At 36.8% G+C, this 16,827-nt stretch carries 15 protein-coding genes; 10 read left to right on the top strand and 5 right to left on the bottom strand.

What is annotated here, in order from left to right:
• Nucleotides 1-71 precede the first annotated feature (71 nt).
• From VLZ86_RS05410 to VLZ86_RS05365, 10 genes are all read left to right on the top strand, one after another.
• Entirely contained in the window at nt 72-1,190 is a 1,119-nt protein-coding gene (locus tag VLZ86_RS05410) for a diphosphomevalonate decarboxylase (protein WP_325449509.1), read from the top strand.
• 130 nt (nt 1,191-1,320) lie between these two features.
• On the top strand, nt 1,321-2,250 hold the full coding sequence (locus tag VLZ86_RS05405) for a mevalonate kinase (RefSeq protein WP_325449507.1): 930 nt from the start codon (nt 1,321-1,323) through the stop codon (nt 2,248-2,250).
• Nucleotides 2,251-2,310: 60 nt separating this feature from the next.
• A complete protein-coding gene (locus tag VLZ86_RS05400) occupies nt 2,311-3,213 on the top strand; it encodes a geranylgeranylglycerol-phosphate geranylgeranyltransferase (RefSeq protein ID WP_325449505.1) in 903 nt (300 codons plus the stop codon).
• A 67-nt stretch (nt 3,214-3,280) separates the two neighbouring features.
• On the top strand, nt 3,281-4,192 hold the full coding sequence (locus tag VLZ86_RS05395; protein ID WP_325449503.1) for a pseudouridine synthase: 912 nt from the start codon (nt 3,281-3,283) through the stop codon (nt 4,190-4,192).
• 452 nt (nt 4,193-4,644) lie between these two features.
• Nucleotides 4,645-6,054: an arginine decarboxylase gene (locus VLZ86_RS05390; protein ID WP_325449501.1), complete on the top strand. Its 1,410-nt coding sequence runs from the start codon at nt 4,645-4,647 to the stop codon at nt 6,052-6,054.
• A gap of 71 nt (nt 6,055-6,125) precedes the next feature.
• Nucleotides 6,126-7,070, top strand: coding sequence for an agmatinase (gene speB / locus VLZ86_RS05385; RefSeq protein ID WP_325449499.1), 945 nt, complete (start codon nt 6,126-6,128; stop codon nt 7,068-7,070).
• Nucleotides 7,057-8,037, top strand: coding sequence for a deoxyhypusine synthase family protein (locus tag VLZ86_RS05380; protein ID WP_325449599.1), 981 nt, complete (start codon nt 7,057-7,059; stop codon nt 8,035-8,037). The genes speB and VLZ86_RS05380 overlap by 14 nt, the downstream gene beginning before the upstream one ends.
• Nucleotides 8,038-8,039: 2 nt before the next feature.
• Nucleotides 8,040-8,405, top strand: a complete 366-nt coding sequence (locus VLZ86_RS05375; RefSeq protein ID WP_325449497.1) for a hypothetical protein — start codon at nt 8,040-8,042, stop codon at nt 8,403-8,405.
• A gap of 205 nt (nt 8,406-8,610) precedes the next feature.
• Entirely contained in the window at nt 8,611-9,024 is a 414-nt protein-coding gene (locus VLZ86_RS05370) for a VOC family protein (RefSeq protein WP_325449495.1), read from the top strand.
• Nucleotides 9,025-9,160: 136 nt separating this feature from the next.
• Complete coding sequence (locus VLZ86_RS05365) at nt 9,161-9,529, top strand: hypothetical protein (RefSeq protein WP_325449493.1); 369 nt, start codon at nt 9,161-9,163, stop codon at nt 9,527-9,529.
• 2 nt (nt 9,530-9,531) lie between these two features.
• On the opposite strand, the gene VLZ86_RS05360 is transcribed toward VLZ86_RS05365, so the two are convergent.
• The 5 genes from VLZ86_RS05360 to VLZ86_RS05340 form a co-directional block, all read right to left on the bottom strand.
• Nucleotides 9,532-10,923, bottom strand: a complete 1,392-nt coding sequence (locus VLZ86_RS05360; RefSeq protein ID WP_325449491.1) for a mannosyltransferase — start codon at nt 10,921-10,923, stop codon at nt 9,532-9,534.
• A gap of 359 nt (nt 10,924-11,282) precedes the next feature.
• Nucleotides 11,283-12,773, bottom strand: a complete 1,491-nt coding sequence (locus VLZ86_RS05355; RefSeq protein WP_325449489.1) for a cellulose synthase family protein — start codon at nt 12,771-12,773, stop codon at nt 11,283-11,285.
• Nucleotides 12,770-13,462 (bottom strand): glycosyltransferase family 2 protein, encoded by a 693-nt coding sequence (locus VLZ86_RS05350; protein WP_325449487.1) that lies wholly within the window; start codon nt 13,460-13,462, stop codon nt 12,770-12,772. Before VLZ86_RS05350 ends, VLZ86_RS05355 begins: the two co-directional genes overlap by 4 nt.
• A gap of 363 nt (nt 13,463-13,825) precedes the next feature.
• Nucleotides 13,826-15,424, bottom strand: a complete 1,599-nt coding sequence (locus VLZ86_RS05345; RefSeq protein WP_325449485.1) for a 4Fe-4S binding protein — start codon at nt 15,422-15,424, stop codon at nt 13,826-13,828.
• A gap of 62 nt (nt 15,425-15,486) precedes the next feature.
• Entirely contained in the window at nt 15,487-16,785 is a 1,299-nt protein-coding gene (locus VLZ86_RS05340) for an FAD/NAD(P)-binding oxidoreductase (protein WP_325449483.1), read from the bottom strand.
• Between the last annotated feature and the right edge of the window lie 42 nt (nt 16,786-16,827).

Raw genomic sequence — 16,827 nt, 5'->3', positions numbered from 1 at the left:
TATTTTTGCAACTTTAAGTTTAAATTTAAAATCTGTCTTTTAGGATAGCCTGTACCACAAGATAAAAACACATGACTGAACACGATTTTAGACCCAATATCTATGACACCACTTTAGAAAAAGGGAGTGTCACTTGGGAATCGCCAAGTAATATCGCTCTGGTGAAATATTGGGGAAAGAAAAAGGATCAAATTCCAGAAAATCCTTCCATTAGTTTTACATTGAATCATTGCAAAACGATTACTACACTCGAGTTTACTAAAAAAGGGGATCATAATCATTTTGAATTTGAAGTGTATTTGGATGGTGAAAAAAAAGACGATTTTAAGCCTAAAATTCAGACTTTTTTTGAGCGGATAGAAGTGTATCTGCCATTTCTGAAACAGTATCAATTTATAATAAAAACAGAAAACACATTTCCGCACAGTTCAGGAATTGCCTCTTCGGCAAGTGGCATGAGCGCTTTGGCCTTATGTTTAATGAGTGTGGAAAAGCAACTGATAAAATCTGATGTGATCGTAGGCGCCGTTGAAGACGGTATTAATGAGGTGTATTTTAATCAAAAAGCTTCTTTTTTGGCACGTTTGGGGTCAGGAAGTGCGTGTAGGAGTATTGAAGGCGATTTGATAGTATGGGGGAAAACCAAATCGATTGAAGGTAGTACGGATTTGTTTGGGATAAAATATCCTTATAAAGTCCACGAGAACTTCAAAGGTTTTCAGGACACTATTTTGTTGGTCGATAAGGGAGAAAAGCAAGTGAGCAGTACTGTTGGCCATAATTTAATGCACAACCATCCTTATGCGCAAAATAGATTTGAGCAAGCCCATCAAAATATTGAAAATCTTAAGGATATTTTGGAGTTGGGAGATTTGAAAGCGTTTAATGCTTTGGTTGAAAGTGAAGCTTTGACCTTGCACGCGATGATGTTGACCAGCATGCCTTATTTTATTTTGATGAAACCAAATACTTTGGAAATCATCAATAAAATATGGGAATTTAGAGAAAAAACAGGATTGCATATCAGTTTTACACTGGATGCGGGAGCCAATGTGCACGTGCTTTATCCAAAACGCGAAAGTCAGGAAATCCTACAGTTTATTGAGAGCGAGTTGGTTGACTTTTGTCAAAACGGGCATTATATTTGCGACCAAATTGGTTTTGGAGCCGAGTTGATTAACATCGAATAAGTTATCTTTAAGTTGCTGAAAGACATTTGGGCCCAAGGTTTTCATTAATATTGAGACTATTAGTGTTTATTATAAACACATCTAAAGATTAATTCTTAACTTTGCGTTATTAATTTTTCATTAAAAGAAGATGAAAGGACCTCTATTTTATTCTAAAATTCTACTTTTTGGCGAGTATGGGATCATTAAAGATTCTAAAGGCTTATCCATTCCTTACAATTTTTATAATGGTGCGTTGAAGACCGATGGACTTGATTCTGAAAATGCCATAAAATCCAACAATAATTTAAAGAGATTCGTTGAATATCTTAAAGGTATCAATCCTGAATTGGTCACTTTCGATATAGAATCCTTTGAACAGGATGTCAATGCGGGAATGTATTTTGATTCTTCTATTCCACAAGGTTACGGCGTAGGGAGTAGTGGTGCTTTGGTAGCTGCAGTTTATGATAAATATGCCCAAGAAAAAATAACCGTTTTAGAGAATTTGACGCGTGAAAAACTATTGATCCTTAAAACTATATTCTCTGAAATGGAGTCATTTTTCCACGGAAAATCTTCTGGTTTGGATCCGTTAAATAGTTATTTGAGTATTCCTATTTTGATCAATTCAAAAGATAATATTGAGGCCACTGGAATTCCTTCGCAAAAAAGTGATGGAAAAGGTGCCGTGTTTTTATTGGATAGTGGCATGATTGGCGAAACTGCTCCAATGGTCAGTATCTTCATGGAAAACATGAAGCAGGAAGGTTTTAGAAGAATGCTTAAAAATCAGTTTATTAAACACACCGATGCTTGTGTGGATGACTTTTTAAAGGGCGATTTCAAATCTTTATTTCTTAATACAAAAAAACTATCCAAAGTAGCCTTGAACCATTTCAAGCCAATGATTCCGCAACAATTCCACGCCCTGTGGAAAAACGGCCTCGACACCAACGATTATTATCTAAAACTATGCGGTTCAGGTGGTGGCGGTTATATCTTGGGATTTACCGAGGATATCGAAAAAGCGAGACAGTCTCTTAAAGATTACAAGCTAGAAGTGGTTTACAATTTTTAAACCAATGTGCCTCCAAAACTTCTGGTGCTGTTCTAGTCTAAATGCTTTAACCCTGTTTTTATGCTAACCAGAAAACAAAAACACCTTCTGCTCAAGTTTTTCAGCATGTTTTCTGTTATCAGGGGCTATAATATTTTGGTTATTGTCCTTGCTCAATATTTGGCTTCCATTTATATTTTGGCACCTGATAGGCCCTTGAGGGAAGTGGTGCTTGATCTGAATCTTTTTATGTTGGTGCTGTCATCGGCATGTACCATTGCAGGAGGCTATATAATCAACAACTTTTACGATTCAGAAAAAGATCTGATCAATCGTCCCAATAAATCAATGTTGGACAGATTGGTGAGCCAGAACACAAAATTATCGTTCTACTTTGTACTGAATTTCTTGGCCGTGGTGATGGCCAGTTACGTCTCATTTAACACGGTCATTTTCTTTTCATCTTACATTTTCGGAATCTGGTTGTATTCACATAAATTAAAAAGACTACCATTTATTGGCAATCTCACCTCTGCAATCTTAACCATAACCCCTTTTTTCGCCATTTTCATCTATTATCGAAATTTCGAAACCGTCATATTTTTCCATGCGATGTTCTTGTTTTTAATTATTTCCATGCGAGAATTGACTAAGGATTTGGAGAATATCAAAGGCGATCTGGCACAAAACTACCGTACCATACCTGTAGTGTATGGAGAACATGTTTCAAAAGCAATGCTGACCTCTTTGGCATTGTTTACCTTAATACCAACGCTCTTGCTCATTGCCTATTTTGATATTGGCCACATGAATTATTTCTTTTATTTAAGTACATTTTTATTACTGGCTTTTATTATATTGTTGTGGAAATCAAAAACAAAATTGCATTACCTTATTTTACACAACATTTTAAAATTTATCATTGTGACGGGTGTATTTTGTATTGTGTTGATCAATGTGGATGTAGTGTTGAATAGGATTTAGGAAAATCGTAAATTGAAAGCTCATAATTAGTTATATAATAAAGTATCTTTGCGTAAAATTTCAAGTCATGAGTAGACATCAAGGGAGTAGTGGAAAAGGAAAATCATCAGGAAGAGGTCAGGATAAGAACAATTCTCAAACTTCAGGAAGGGGACGTGATGACTCTAAAGGTAAGAGTTTTTCTAGGGGAAATGCGCCAATGAGAAAGGTTACTAAAGACATTTCAAAACCGACTCCAGATAAAAAAGCACCTAGTAAGAAGTCAAATACAGACGAAATTAGGCTGAATAAGTATATAGCCAATTCTGGTATTTGTTCTCGTCGAGATGCTGATATGCATATCGCCACCGGGAGTGTGACCGTTAATGGAAAGATTATCACCGAAATGGGCTATAAGGTCAAGTTGGAAGATGATGTCCGTTTTGACGGTTCGCGGATTAACCCAGAGAAAAAAGCCTATGTTTTACTCAATAAGCCAAAAGGGTTTGCAACTACAACAAGCGAAGGTAAAGGTAGAACAGTAATGGATTTGGTGGCTAATGCTACCACATCGCGTATTAAACCAATTGGTCGTTTGGGTCGAAACTCTTTAGGATTGATCTTGTTTACAAATGATGATGCTTTGATGGAGAAGTTTACCAATTCGAAAAATGGCGTTCCGCGGTTATTTCAAATAGAATTGGACAAGAATTTAAAGTTTGAAGACCTTAAGAAAATTGAAGAAGGTTTAAAGATTGATGGTAAATTGGTCACGGTAGAGGAAATTAGCTTTGTTGCTGGCGAGTCTAAAAATCAAATCGGTCTGAAAATAAAAAATACCGGAAGTAGCATTATACGCACCATTTTTGACCATCTAAATTATGAGATTATAAAAATTGATTGTGTGGCCATTGCCGGATTGACCAAAAAAGACATTCCGCGTGGACATTGGAAACATCTTACGGAGCAAGAAGTCAATACACTCAAGATGTTGTCATAGTTTATGGTCAAAAGTTAAATGTTGAGACCTTTCAACAGCATCCGATAGCGATATCCGGATGCAATTTTAATTTCAATCTATTAAAGCTTAATGCTCATGAAATCTTAAAAAAGTCACAAACTTTAGGGACATGAAGTGCTTATTCATATTTTTATGTTTTGCGCCTTGTTTTGTAAAAATTTTATAGTTCTTTTGCACTTTATTTAGCTGAACCCTTGAATCGTGTTTCTATGTTTGGGCTTTTGAAATTTAAGAAGTCATTTTCAAAAGCAACTTATCAGATAAGTCGCCAAATTTTAAAGCTTACTTCTAAATTATCTGAATGGAAACACCTAGTTATCGTGTCTGTTCCTTCGCATCAACAAATCCAAGTTTGATACTTTCATTATTTATCAGGAATTTAGTACTCTAATTAATTTTTTTTTCAGAATTTTAAACCTTAATAAATCATAATGAATACAAAATATATTGATCTCATCAATCAAACCTTTTATTTCCCACAAGATGAATTTAAGCTGGAAGACAAAACCCTTCAATTTCACGATATTGATTTGATGCAATTAGTGGAAGACTACGGTACTCCTTTAAAGTTTACCTACCTCCCTCAAATTTCAAATAATATTGGTCGTGCTAAGGATTGGTTTGCCAAAGCCATCAAGAAACATAAATTTAAGGGTAAGTACCATTACTGTTACTGTACCAAAAGTTCGCACTTTAAACATGTGTTGAATGAAGCTTTGAAAAACGATATTCATATTGAAACCTCGTCTGCTTTTGATATTGACATTGTTGAAAAACTTAAAGAAGAAGGGAAAATAACGAACAAGACGTATGTCATCAGTAACGGTTTTAAACGGGCGCAATATGTTAGTAATATTGCACGATTGATCAATGGCGGCCATAAGAATTGCATTCCTATTATTGATAACTATGAAGAAATTGATTTGTTGTCACAGGAAATCAAAGGCAAGTTCAATATTGGCATCCGAATAGCTTCAGAAGAGGAACCAAAATTTGAGTTTTATACCTCTCGTTTGGGTATTGGCTATAAAAACATTTTGCCATTTTATAGAAACCAAATCAAGGATAATAAAAAGGTAAAACTGAAAATGTTGCACTTTTTTATCAACACAGGCATCCGTGATAATGCCTATTATTGGAATGAGTTTTCCAAATGTTTAAAAGTATATGCCAATTTGAAACGTATTTGTCCGTCGTTGGATAGTTTGAACATTGGTGGCGGATTTCCAATAAAAAACTCGTTGGCTTTTGATTTTGACTATGAATATATGGTGGACGAAATCATTAATCAAATCCAAGAGTTCTGTGAGCAAGAAGAAGTAGAAGTACCAAATATTTTTACAGAGTTTGGAAGTTTTACTGTAGGTGAGAGTGGTGGTGCTATTTATGAAGTGCTTTATCAAAAACAACAGAACGATAGAGAGAAGTGGAACATGATCAACTCATCGTTTATTACGACACTTCCAGATACATGGGCCATCAATAAACGCTTTGTTATGTTGCCAATCAATCGTTGGCATGACACTTATGAGCGTGTCCTCCTGGGAGGATTGACCTGTGATAGTGATGATTATTACAACAGTGAGCAGCACATGAATGCTATTTACCTTCCGAAGTATAATAAGGATAAACCTTTATATCTTGGTTTTTTCAATACAGGCGCTTATCAGGAAACTATCGGTGGATTTGGTGGATTGCAACATTGTTTAATACCTTCGCCAAAACATATTCTGATTGATAAAGATGAAAATGGTAAGTTGACCACGAGAATCTTTGCAGAACAGCAAAAAAGTGAGGACTTACTTAATATTCTAGGTTACAATGACCCGAACGGAAACTAATGGTTTCTGAAGAAATTAAACATAATATAACCAATTGCCTTTTACCTTTAAAATAATAATAATATTGCAAAATGAACAGTAATATAACGTATGCCGGAATACCAGAGGAATATTCCAAATTAGAGACTGCTAAAATTGTTTTGATTCCTGTGCCTTACGACGGTACAAGTACCTGGCAAAAAGGTTCAGATCAAGGTCCGAAAGCCTTTTTGGATGCTTCGGAAAACATGGAGCTGTACGATATTGAAACAGAAACTGAGGTTTACAAACAAGGTGTTTATCTTGCAGATGCCGTGACAGAGGATTCATCTCCAGAAAAGATGGTGGATGCCGTGCACCAAACTGTAAAGAAATATATCAAGCGCAACAAGTTTGTCACCGCTTTTGGAGGAGAACATTCCATCTCTATTGGAACCATTCGTGCCTTTAATGAATGTTTTGATAACTTGACCGTACTTCAAATTGATGCACATGCTGATTTACGTAAAGAATATCAGGGCAGCAAATGCAATCACGCCTGCGCTGTATATGAAGCAAGTCAAAACACCAATTTGATCCAAGTAGGTATTCGCAGTATGGACGTTATTGAAACCACAGTAATGGACAAAGAAAAAACATACTTTGCCCATGATATGGTCAATGATGAGTTTTGGATGGACAGTGCCATTGATCAAATGACGGACAATGTGTTTATCACCATAGATTTGGATGCTTTTGATCCTTCCATTATGCCTTCAACCGGAACTCCTGAGCCAGGTGGTTTGCTCTGGTATGAGACTTTGGACTTTTTAAGAAAGGTATTTGAAGAAAAAAATGTGGTAGGATTTGACATTGTTGAACTTTGTCCGGATCCGAAAGAAAAATCATCCGATTTTCTTGCCGCCAAATTGTATTACAAAATGTTAACTTATAAATTCTTGGACGATAATGTAGAAGATGGTTACGAAAGTAACTTTAACGAAACAGGTTCAAGCACAAACAAATTTTCTAAATTCGATAATGATGACGACAACTAATAAGGGAGAGATTTCTAAATTTATTGAAAAATACTATCTACATTTCAACGCTGCTGCATTGGTAGATGCTGCAAAGGGCTATGAAGCGCAATTGGCTAACGGCTCCAAAATGTTGGTGTCTTTGGCAGGTGCGATGAGTACTGCTGAGATAGGTAAGATTTTTGCAGAAATGATCCGTCAAGATAAAGTGCAGATTATTTCAAGTACTGGTGCCAATCTTGAAGAAGATATCATGAATTTGGTAGCGCATTCACATTATAAGCGTGTACCAAACTATCGTGATTTGACACCTCAAGATGAATGGGATTTGATGGAAAAAGGGTTAAACCGTGTTACAGATACCTGCATCCCTGAAGAAGAGGCTTTTAGGCGTTTGCAGAAGCATATTTTTAAAATCTGGAAAGATGCCGAAGATAAAGGCGAACGTTTTTTCCCACATGAGTTTATGTACAAAATGTTATTGAGTGGTGTGCTTGAGCAATACTATGAAATTGACATAAAAAATTCTTGGATGTTTGCTGCAGCAGAGAAAAATTTACCTATAATTGTACCAGGTTGGGAAGACAGTACCATGGGTAATATTTTCGCCAGCTATGTTCTTAAAGGAGAATTGAAAGCCAGTACAATGAAGTCAGGAATAGAATACATGACGTTCTTGGCAGATTGGTACACTGAGAATTCTAAAGACGGGATTGGTTTCTTCCAAATTGGTGGTGGTATTGCGGGAGATTTCCCAATATGCGTGGTCCCAATGTTGTACCAGGATATGGAACGCCCGGATACACCATTCTGGAGTTATTTCTGTCAAATCAGTGATTCTACAACAAGTTATGGATCCTATTCAGGTGCCGTACCTAATGAAAAAATAACTTGGGGGAAATTAAATATAGACACCCCAAAATTTATAATAGAAAGTGATGCTACTATTGTGGCACCACTTATATTTGCCTATATCTTAGACATGTAATTATGAGTAAACAAAGAGACAATCTAAAACGCGTCATCGTTGATTTTAAGAAATTGACACCCGAAATTCTCTCTTTGTTGGTTGAAAAGTATCCTGATGGATACGATGATGATAATATCATCACTTTCAAAAATGCCAACAATGAAATCGTAGAGGCCGTTGAAGTGACTACCAGTGACACTAAATATTTGGTGAAAGTGAGTACCAAACTTCAGATGACTATGGAAAATTATGATGAGGATGATTATGAGGATTTTGAAGGGGATGATCCAGATGCAGTCCAAGACCCAGATTTGGGAGAAGATGATCCGGATATTGAAATTGAACTAGAGGATGTGGATGTTGATGACGACGACGACATAGATTAGTTCGAGATTAAATTACAATTCCATGAACTATTTTCATAGATCATGATATCATATGAACTTAAAAGTTGCCCAAACATGGGCAACTTTTTTTGTTTAAGACATTTCCTTGGAATCTAAAATAGTTGTTGGAAACATAATTGTATGTCAAAAAATAACGTAACTTTAACACATACGCTATTAACAATCAGGTGAAAACAAACAACTTATGGCAACACAATTTCATCTCGCCTTACCTTGTGTAAGCATCAACAAAACGCGAATGTTTTATAAAGATGTTCTGGGAGCAGAGATTGGTCGCTCCGCGGTTAAATGGGCAGACATCAATTTGTTTGGACATCAAATTACATTTACGGAATGTGGCCCATTTAAATTTGACTCTAAAAGCTATAATTTTAATGGTGATATTTTACCGTCATTTCATTTTGGCGTGATATTGAAAAAAGAGGAGTGGAACAAAACTCTTAAACGTTTGGAGTCTCACAATACGCCTGTGGCATCCCAGGTGAAATTTTTGGAAAATAAGACTGGAGAGCATCAGTCCTTCTTTGTCAAAGACCCAAATGATTTTACAGTAGAATTTAAATGTTTTACTGAGTTATCAGACATTTTCAACGGCTAAATATTAGATTCTTATAATCGTTATCAGCAATTGATGCCCACGTGCAGACTTCATCAGGATGAAGATGCTAAAAGTACGGACTTGTTGTGGCTAACCTCCGAAAAACGAATAGTTTCTAACCAAAATTAAAAATAATATGAAAATAAAATTCACAATGGCAATTCCGGTTCTATGCCTTTTTTTAATGTCTGTTACGCCTTTTCAAGCAGACTTAACCGTAGCTTCCTCAAACGCTCAGGAGTCGAAAATAGAGGGCGTTTATGATGGCAATGAAGGTTATGGTTATAATTTTATTACGACACATAAAGATGATGGTTCTGAATTTACCATGACCTTTCAAAAAATAAATGACGCTGTGCTGAAAGAGTTCGATCTGGATGCCGAATTGTTTGTAAATCAAAAATTTGAAGTCACGTATTCTGTTGAAGCCTTGGTAACCAAAGACGAAAATGGCTTCGATAATGAGGAGGAGGTTTATACCATAACCCATCTAAAAGCATTATAGCCTTAACATTTCTTAATTTGAAAGACTGCCTCACGGTGGTCTTTTTTTATGAAGACTTCCCAAATAAAAACGGCATAAACTACCAAATATTCGAAAGCAATGATCCAAAGATTTTCTGTGTTTCCAGAATTTGCGTATGCCAAATAGCTAAGAATAATCACAAACGACCAAACCAAAGGGAATTTGTAATTGGTAAACACAGACAGGATTACTAGTGTTGCCAAATACCAGGGGTGGATTGTTGTAGAAATAAAAAAATAAATACTTACCGCAAAAAGCATGCTTACAATAAGTTGTTTTGTGGTTGTGTTTTTCCTAAAGAAGGTCAATATTAAAAGTGTGAAAATGGTAATTAAAGGAATATATTTTCCAATAATGGCAATTTCATTATAGCCCGTTAGCCTGTAGCCTATCTCTCTTGCTATATAATACAAACTCGCATTGAACTCAAACGTACTAAACCACAGTCCCACTGTTTTTGAATAATTATATATAAATTCTGAAGAATAAAAAGGCGCAAATAGAAGTAAGTTTGTGATGCCAATGATGCCATAGAAACCGATCAGTTTTGTGAAACTAAGTGGGGACGTACTTGAACTATTACTTCCGTTTTTCACGAGATCAATGCTCTGATTGTTTTTGAGAAAATATTGCAAAAATAACGGAAGGAACAACAGCGGAATTAATTTAACGGAGACAGAAAGGGCAAAAATCACTGCGGCAGTTTTCCATTTTCCCGAATGCAAAAGATATAAGCTTAAGAGTAGAAAGAAAATCATGATGCCTTCAAAGTGTAGATTCCCCGTTAATTCAATAATGATAAACGGATTAAGGATGAACCAGAAGATGTTATGGACAGGCAATTTCAAGCCTTCTAAAAGCTTTTTTCCCACATATAATGTTCCTATGTCTGCTGCAATGATAAAGACTCTAAAAACCACTACTGAGCCTAAAATACTCTTTCCAGAGAAAATAGCAGCAATCATAAAAATGATTTGTTTTACTGGTGGGTAATTAGTAAAGTGGCTTGCGTTAAGTGTTCCCATGCCTTGATAGAGTTCTTGAGCTTGTGCAACGGGGAATTGGCCCATACTGATGAAGGATTCGGGCGTAAAAAGATAGGGATTGAAACCTTCAAGAATCATCCGCCCATCCCAAATAAAACGATAGAAATCTTGCGAGAGATTTGGGGTTGCCAATAAAAACACGACTCTTAAGACTATTGAAAATATGACCAAAAGCTTAAAATTACCCGAGTGTCTTTTTAACAGCTGATAGAATACAACAAATAATAAAGCGTATAATATAATGAGTTTTGTGTATTCTGTTCTTACTAAGTCGTAGGCAAATAAGGCATAGAGGACAACACTTGCAAATGCAAAAAAAACCGGCATTCTATTTAATTTTAAAAATGTTGGATTGAACATTAAATGTTAAAAAAAGTCCAGCTTCAACAAGGAAGAGATGGATTTGGTTGACGTTGCAAGATAAGTTGTTTATTTTGATGTCAAATAAAAATACCTGACAGGTTTTAAAAAGCTGTCAGGTCTGAGAAAATTTAAATCAAATTGTTGTTGACGTACGAATTTGCGTTAGCGATAGAAAGGGCATCCTTTTTAAGCCGGCGGCTGACTGAAAGGAGGCTATCGGTTTAAAAAGATAGAGTGGATAGCGCGACCTGAGGCCCGCTTTTAATTTGATAATAACGCCTGATTTTTATTGGCCGAAGGTAACGCCCAAATAACAATAACAACTACACTTTAGAGGTCAACGATTGGAAGAATACATAGCCAAATCCTACAAAGAGCATGAGATGGAATGGGAAGAGACCAAAATCTCCGCCTTGATCTCCGATAACAAAGGCAAGATAAAGGCCAAACCCAAAGTAGAGCATGAGTGCACCTTCAAAAATGACATGCATGGACACTTTTTTGCGTAAATATTTATTGCCCTTCCAAGTATCTTTTAAGGTACTGATATTAAACTTAGGTGTTCTGATAAACTCACTACGCTTGCCTATATGTCCTTCTATAACGGCAATGGAATTGTGAAGTGAAAAACCCATTGCAATGGAGAAAAACGTAAAGAACAAGAAGACATAATTGAAAAAGTTTTTAAATCCAGCGCCGTAAATCTCCCGATACATGATCCAGTAGCACACAAAAAAGATAATAGTGCTCAGCACGAAAAAGCTCATGAAATAAAAATAGAATCTTAAATGCGCGTATTCATTTTTAATATAAAGCATTGGAATGCTTAAAATGGCCACCAATAAGACGTTTAAAAACATGGTGCTGTTTAAAAGGTGCAAAAGGCCATGAAGTTTGGTTTTTGGAGAAATATTCTTGGAGGTCAAGACACGCCACATCATTTTTCTGAAATTTTCTGCACCACCTTTGTTCCAACGGAATTGCTGTGAGCGTGCTGCACTGATGACCACAGGCAATTCGGCAGGTGTTTCAACATCTTCCAAATATTTGAATTTCCAGTTTTTAAGTTGTGCTCTATAGCTTAAATCCAGATCTTCCGTAAGTGTATCACCTTCCCAATTTCCGGCATCAAGAATACAGGTTTTACGCCATACACCGGCGGTGCCGTTAAAATTAATGAAATGGCCTTTACTGTTTCTGCCAACTTGCTCCAAGGTGAAATGGGCATCTAAAGCAAACGCTTGAATTTTTGTTAGTAGGGAGTAATTTCTATTGATATGTCCCCAACGGGTTTGGACCACGCCAATTTTTTCATCTTTAAAGTAGGGGATGGTTTGTTTTAACCAGTTTGGTTTTGGTAGAAAATCGGCGTCAAAAATGGCAATAAATTCGCCTTTAGCAATTTTAAGGCCTTCTTTTAAGGCGCCAGCCTTAAAACCACTCCGATCCGTTCTTCGGATATGTTGGATATCCAAGCCGGTTTTTTTCAGTTTTTCTACATGTTCAGCGGTGGTGATCACGGTTTCATCGGTAGAATCGTCAAGGACCTGAATTTCCAATTTGTCTTTTGGGTAATCCATCAAAGCGATGTTATCCAAAAGCCGTTCCATCACATACATTTCATTATAAACAGGGAGCTGAATAGTGACAAATGGAATTTCTTCTGGATTGGAAAAATCAAAGACTTCTGAAGTATCCTTCTTTTTTTTGGCAGCTAAATAATTAATTAATAGATTCAGTTGTGCAAGTGCATACATTAAAATAAGTAGTAGAGCAATCGTGTAAACAACTATTATTAAGGTTTCTAGAATCATTTCTTAAAACTATATTTAAAAATCCAACCTAGGATTTTTACGCCCGCAAAGATAGAACCTTTTATGGTTCCTGATACTTTCGAGACCCCAATTCTTTTTTTATATTTTACAGGAATCTCCACATAGGTCAACTTTTGTTTGAGGGCCTTTAATTGCATTTCAATGGTCCATCCATAAGTTTTGTCCTGCATTTGTAAATCAAGGAGTTTTTGATATTTTATGGCTCTAAATGGTCCAAGATCGGTGAAGTTTGCACCAAATAGAATTCGCATTAAAAAGGTAGCCAACCAGTTTCCAAAATGTTGTTGCGGTGTCATGGAACCTTTTTCCTGTAATCGCTTAATGCGTGAACCAACAACAAAATCGATATTATCTTCAAGAATTGGAGTGATTATTTGGATCAGTTCTTCTGGGTAGTCACTATAATCGCCATCCATAAAAACAATGATCTCTGGTTTTTCAGATAATGTTGAGACATATTCCATGCCTTTTAAACAGGCATAGCCGTAGCCCATTTGTGTCTCTAATAAAACCGTAGCCCCAGCCTTTTCGGCGACTTCAGCGGTTTTGTCGGTTGAGTTGTTGTTGACGACAATTATTTCGTTCACAATAGATGGGATGTCCTTAATGACTAGCGCAATGGAATCGGCTTCGTTAAAGGCGGGGATAATGACTTTGATATTGGGCATTTGAAGATTTAAAGTTGGGGCAAAAGTAAGAATTGTTTATTGAAATAAGTTACACAGAGCAACGCAGAGTTTAATACAGAGATGCGCAGAGGTTTTTCGGTTAAGAAACACTGAAAATTTTGAAATTAATGTCGAATGTCAAACTGAAAACTGTGACTGATTATTGCGACTGAATCCTGACATTCCTCGTCTTCTGCTAAAATCTGCAGGAAAATATTTGAGATGCGACACAAAAGGTAACACAGAGGTTCGCAGAGTTTAACACAGAAATGCGCAGAGGTTTTATGGGACTTTCATTTAAAAATTAAGGTTGCCTGTCAAACTTAAAACTGCGACTGTGCACTGCGACTGAAGACTGAAAAACTATCTCTGATTCACCAAGTCCATTAAATCCACATCATTTCCCAGTAAAATATCATTGGGGTTAATACGTCCTTTCAAGGAATCGTTCTCCAATTTCAGAACACCCCTTGGGCAAACTGCAGCGCAAATACCACAACCCACACAACTGCTTCGGACAATGTTTTCACCCTTTTGGGCATAAGCCCGAACATCAATGCCCATTTCACAATAGGTTGAACAATTGCCGCAAGAGATACATTGGCCGCCGTTGGTGGTAATCCTAAATCTTGAAAATAGACGCTGCTGGAATCCTAACACTGCGGCCATAGGGCAACCAAATCGGCACCACACACGGTTTCCGAAAATAGGGTAAAAGCCTACGCCAATCACTCCTGAAAATATCGCACCGATTAAAAATCCGTAGGAGGATTGAAGAAAATACGTATTGAATAAAAAGACATGTTTGGTGCCACTAAAATAATGCATACCTATGATTGCCATGATGATTACAAAATAACCAATGGCACCATATTGCGCATCTTTTGCCAATTCTTTGCGCTTAAAAATCATGACCAATGCAAATACGATGGTTAATAAACCAGCTACGCTGAGGAGAAAAACATCCTTTGTTAACCAATACTTACTTGAATCGCTCCCTAAATAGGAATAAATAACGGCAGTAGTCATGAGGGTTACAAAAACAACGACACTATGGACCACCCAACGTTCAATCTTCCAAGCCACTTGTGTTTTGTCGCTCAGATGTCTGAAAGGATCCCCAGCAGTTTCGGCAAGGCCGCCACACCCGCAAACCCATGAGCAATACCAACGTTTCCCATATTTATAAGTCAAAATTGGCGTAATGACGAATATGGAAACAATTCCAAAAATCAATAATGCCAATCCAATATCCCCTGCCTCAATCATGGAGTCCACCCGATATTTGTCAAAATTGTAATAATTAAGCGGCCAAATATTTTTTAGGTCATAATAGGGAAGGCTAAAGGTTTCTGAATTTAGTCTCGCCATAAATTCCGGAATCAAAAAGGCAAATGCCAATTGAAAGAACATCACAGATACCGTTCTTAATTGTTCATATTTATTATGCCGGTATTTCAGCATAAACTTATAGCCAAAAACTAAAATCGCCACGGTATATAACGTTCCGTATACAAACCATTGGCTTGCTGGTCCACCATTCAATAACCGGCTTAAAGGATCAAATAATGCTACCAATCCGCTATTTGGTTCACCTTTTTCTGCCAATCCAAGCCATTCGGCTTTAAAATAGAGAACGATATAAAAAAGGGTCAGCACAATGCCCAATATCCACCCCCAAAACCCTCGTGATGCAATGGATTTGAACCAAACACCATCATTTTGAATCCCCGCTTGTTTTGTTAAATAGGCATTGTTAGAAAATATGATGGTCCCCACAGTGATCATCCCCAATGATAAGGATAGGAACAAGGTTTTATTAGGGAAATCAACATTGAAAAAAGCCAATATCATAATGAAAAGTCCTATAACGCCAATGGCGACTCCAATTTTTTGTGTTTTGGAAAGTGCTTGCGAATCGGGTTTGGCAAGAGACATGCTGGGGTTTGTTTTATTGCTCATGATTTCTTTTATTTGACTTGCACGGTTTCAAAAACCTCGCAGGTTGGATATTCAACTTAATTTTATACCAGCCTAAACTGTTCAGAATAACTTTCTAAAATCTCTGATTCAAAAGTTTTATAGAATTCAGGATCAAAGTTGGCTTCCTTCAAATGTTCGATGACATAATCTGCGGAACGTTTTTCTGTCAGCCATCGGTCAAAAACCTCATGTTTCATTCGGATGCCGAAGGTGTTGATGCCTAAAAAAAGATTGGTAGCGCTCTCATATTCTATGGTGATCCATTTGCTGTCATCATCATGTTTCCAATGAAAATGTGCATTTCCATCTTTTGGTTGTGGAAACACCCAGCCATAAGTTTGATATTCGATATTAAAAAACTTTGCAGAGTTGAACCAATGTCCGGGGTTGTATTTCATTTTATTGCCGCAAATGGTTTGAGCAACAGTTTCACCCATCATTCTGCCAGTATACCAAAGAGGCTCAATGGCTTTTCTATTGCCAATGGGTTTGCGTTGTTGGGCGCAATCGCCAATAGCGTAAACGTTTTCAATATTGGTTTCCAAAAACCGATTGACCAAAACACCTTGGTCAGTTTCAATTTTAGTCGTTTTGATCATATCTATATTTGGAGACACACCAGGTGTTAATCCCACGAGATTACATTTAATGACTTCACCAGTTTCTTCAACTACGACGGCGTTTGCACGTCCATTTTCATCCGATTGAATTTCTTTGAGATTGGATTTTAATCGCAAATCAATGCCATGGCTTAAAATATGGCGCGAGATCATTTGCGCATCACCATTGGGTAAAACATTATCCCAGAAACTATTTTCTCTCACCAAAAACGTAACAGGAATCTTCCGGGTATGAAGCATTTCTGCCAACTCAATCCCAATCAAGCCGCCACCAACAATTACCGCGCGCTGGCAAACTTCATTATTAGGCGCTAATAGTTCCAGTTGATCTAAATCCTGCTTGCTGTACAGACCCAAAACGCCGATTAAATCCTGACCTTTCCACCCAAATTTGTTAGATTTACTCCCCGTGGAAATTATTAATTTATCATAATATAAAATCTCCCCATCCTCAAAATATAAAGTTTTGCTGTCTGTGTCAATGTTTTTAACAAATCCGAATTTTAGGTCAATCCGATTCTTTTTCCAAAACCAGTCTTCATAAGGTTTGGTGTGTTCGTATTTCATATGGCCCATATAAATATACATGAGTGCAGTACGAGAAAAAAAATGCTCGGTTTCGGCAGAGATTATAGTGATTTTGTGATTGGAAAGTTTTCTTATATGTCTTGCCGCAGTAACGCCAGAAATACCATTTCCGATAATGACGATATGTTCCATTTTGTGCCTTTAGAAGTGGTTTGTCGTAGGTTTTTTGTAAAA

Origin of the sequence: Gelidibacter sp., from assembly GCF_035515035.1 — a bacterium.
Lineage (GTDB): Bacteria > Bacteroidota > Bacteroidia > Flavobacteriales > Flavobacteriaceae > Gelidibacter.
The sequence above is the reverse complement of the archived record's forward strand: the minus strand, read 5'-3'. Positions and strand labels throughout refer to the sequence as shown.

Coding starts and splice junctions, on each gene's coding strand:
- VLZ86_RS05410 (WP_325449509.1), top strand. CDS start 72: ATGACTGAACACGATTTTAGACCCAATATCTATGACACCACTTTAGAA.
- VLZ86_RS05405 (WP_325449507.1), top strand. CDS start 1,321: ATGAAAGGACCTCTATTTTATTCTAAAATTCTACTTTTTGGCGAGTAT.
- VLZ86_RS05400 (WP_325449505.1), top strand. CDS start 2,311: ATGCTAACCAGAAAACAAAAACACCTTCTGCTCAAGTTTTTCAGCATG.
- VLZ86_RS05395 (WP_325449503.1), top strand. CDS start 3,281: ATGAGTAGACATCAAGGGAGTAGTGGAAAAGGAAAATCATCAGGAAGA.
- VLZ86_RS05390 (WP_325449501.1), top strand. CDS start 4,645: ATGAATACAAAATATATTGATCTCATCAATCAAACCTTTTATTTCCCA.
- speB (WP_325449499.1), top strand. CDS start 6,126: ATGAACAGTAATATAACGTATGCCGGAATACCAGAGGAATATTCCAAA.
- VLZ86_RS05380 (WP_325449599.1), top strand. CDS start 7,057: ATGACGACAACTAATAAGGGAGAGATTTCTAAATTTATTGAAAAATAC.
- VLZ86_RS05375 (WP_325449497.1), top strand. CDS start 8,040: ATGAGTAAACAAAGAGACAATCTAAAACGCGTCATCGTTGATTTTAAG.
- VLZ86_RS05370 (WP_325449495.1), top strand. CDS start 8,611: ATGGCAACACAATTTCATCTCGCCTTACCTTGTGTAAGCATCAACAAA.
- VLZ86_RS05365 (WP_325449493.1), top strand. CDS start 9,161: ATGAAAATAAAATTCACAATGGCAATTCCGGTTCTATGCCTTTTTTTA.
- VLZ86_RS05360 (WP_325449491.1), bottom strand. CDS start 10,923: ATGCCGGTTTTTTTTGCATTTGCAAGTGTTGTCCTCTATGCCTTATTT.
- VLZ86_RS05355 (WP_325449489.1), bottom strand. CDS start 12,773: ATGATTCTAGAAACCTTAATAATAGTTGTTTACACGATTGCTCTACTA.
- VLZ86_RS05350 (WP_325449487.1), bottom strand. CDS start 13,462: ATGCCCAATATCAAAGTCATTATCCCCGCCTTTAACGAAGCCGATTCC.
- VLZ86_RS05345 (WP_325449485.1), bottom strand. CDS start 15,424: ATGAGCAATAAAACAAACCCCAGCATGTCTCTTGCCAAACCCGATTCG.
- VLZ86_RS05340 (WP_325449483.1), bottom strand. CDS start 16,785: ATGGAACATATCGTCATTATCGGAAATGGTATTTCTGGCGTTACTGCG.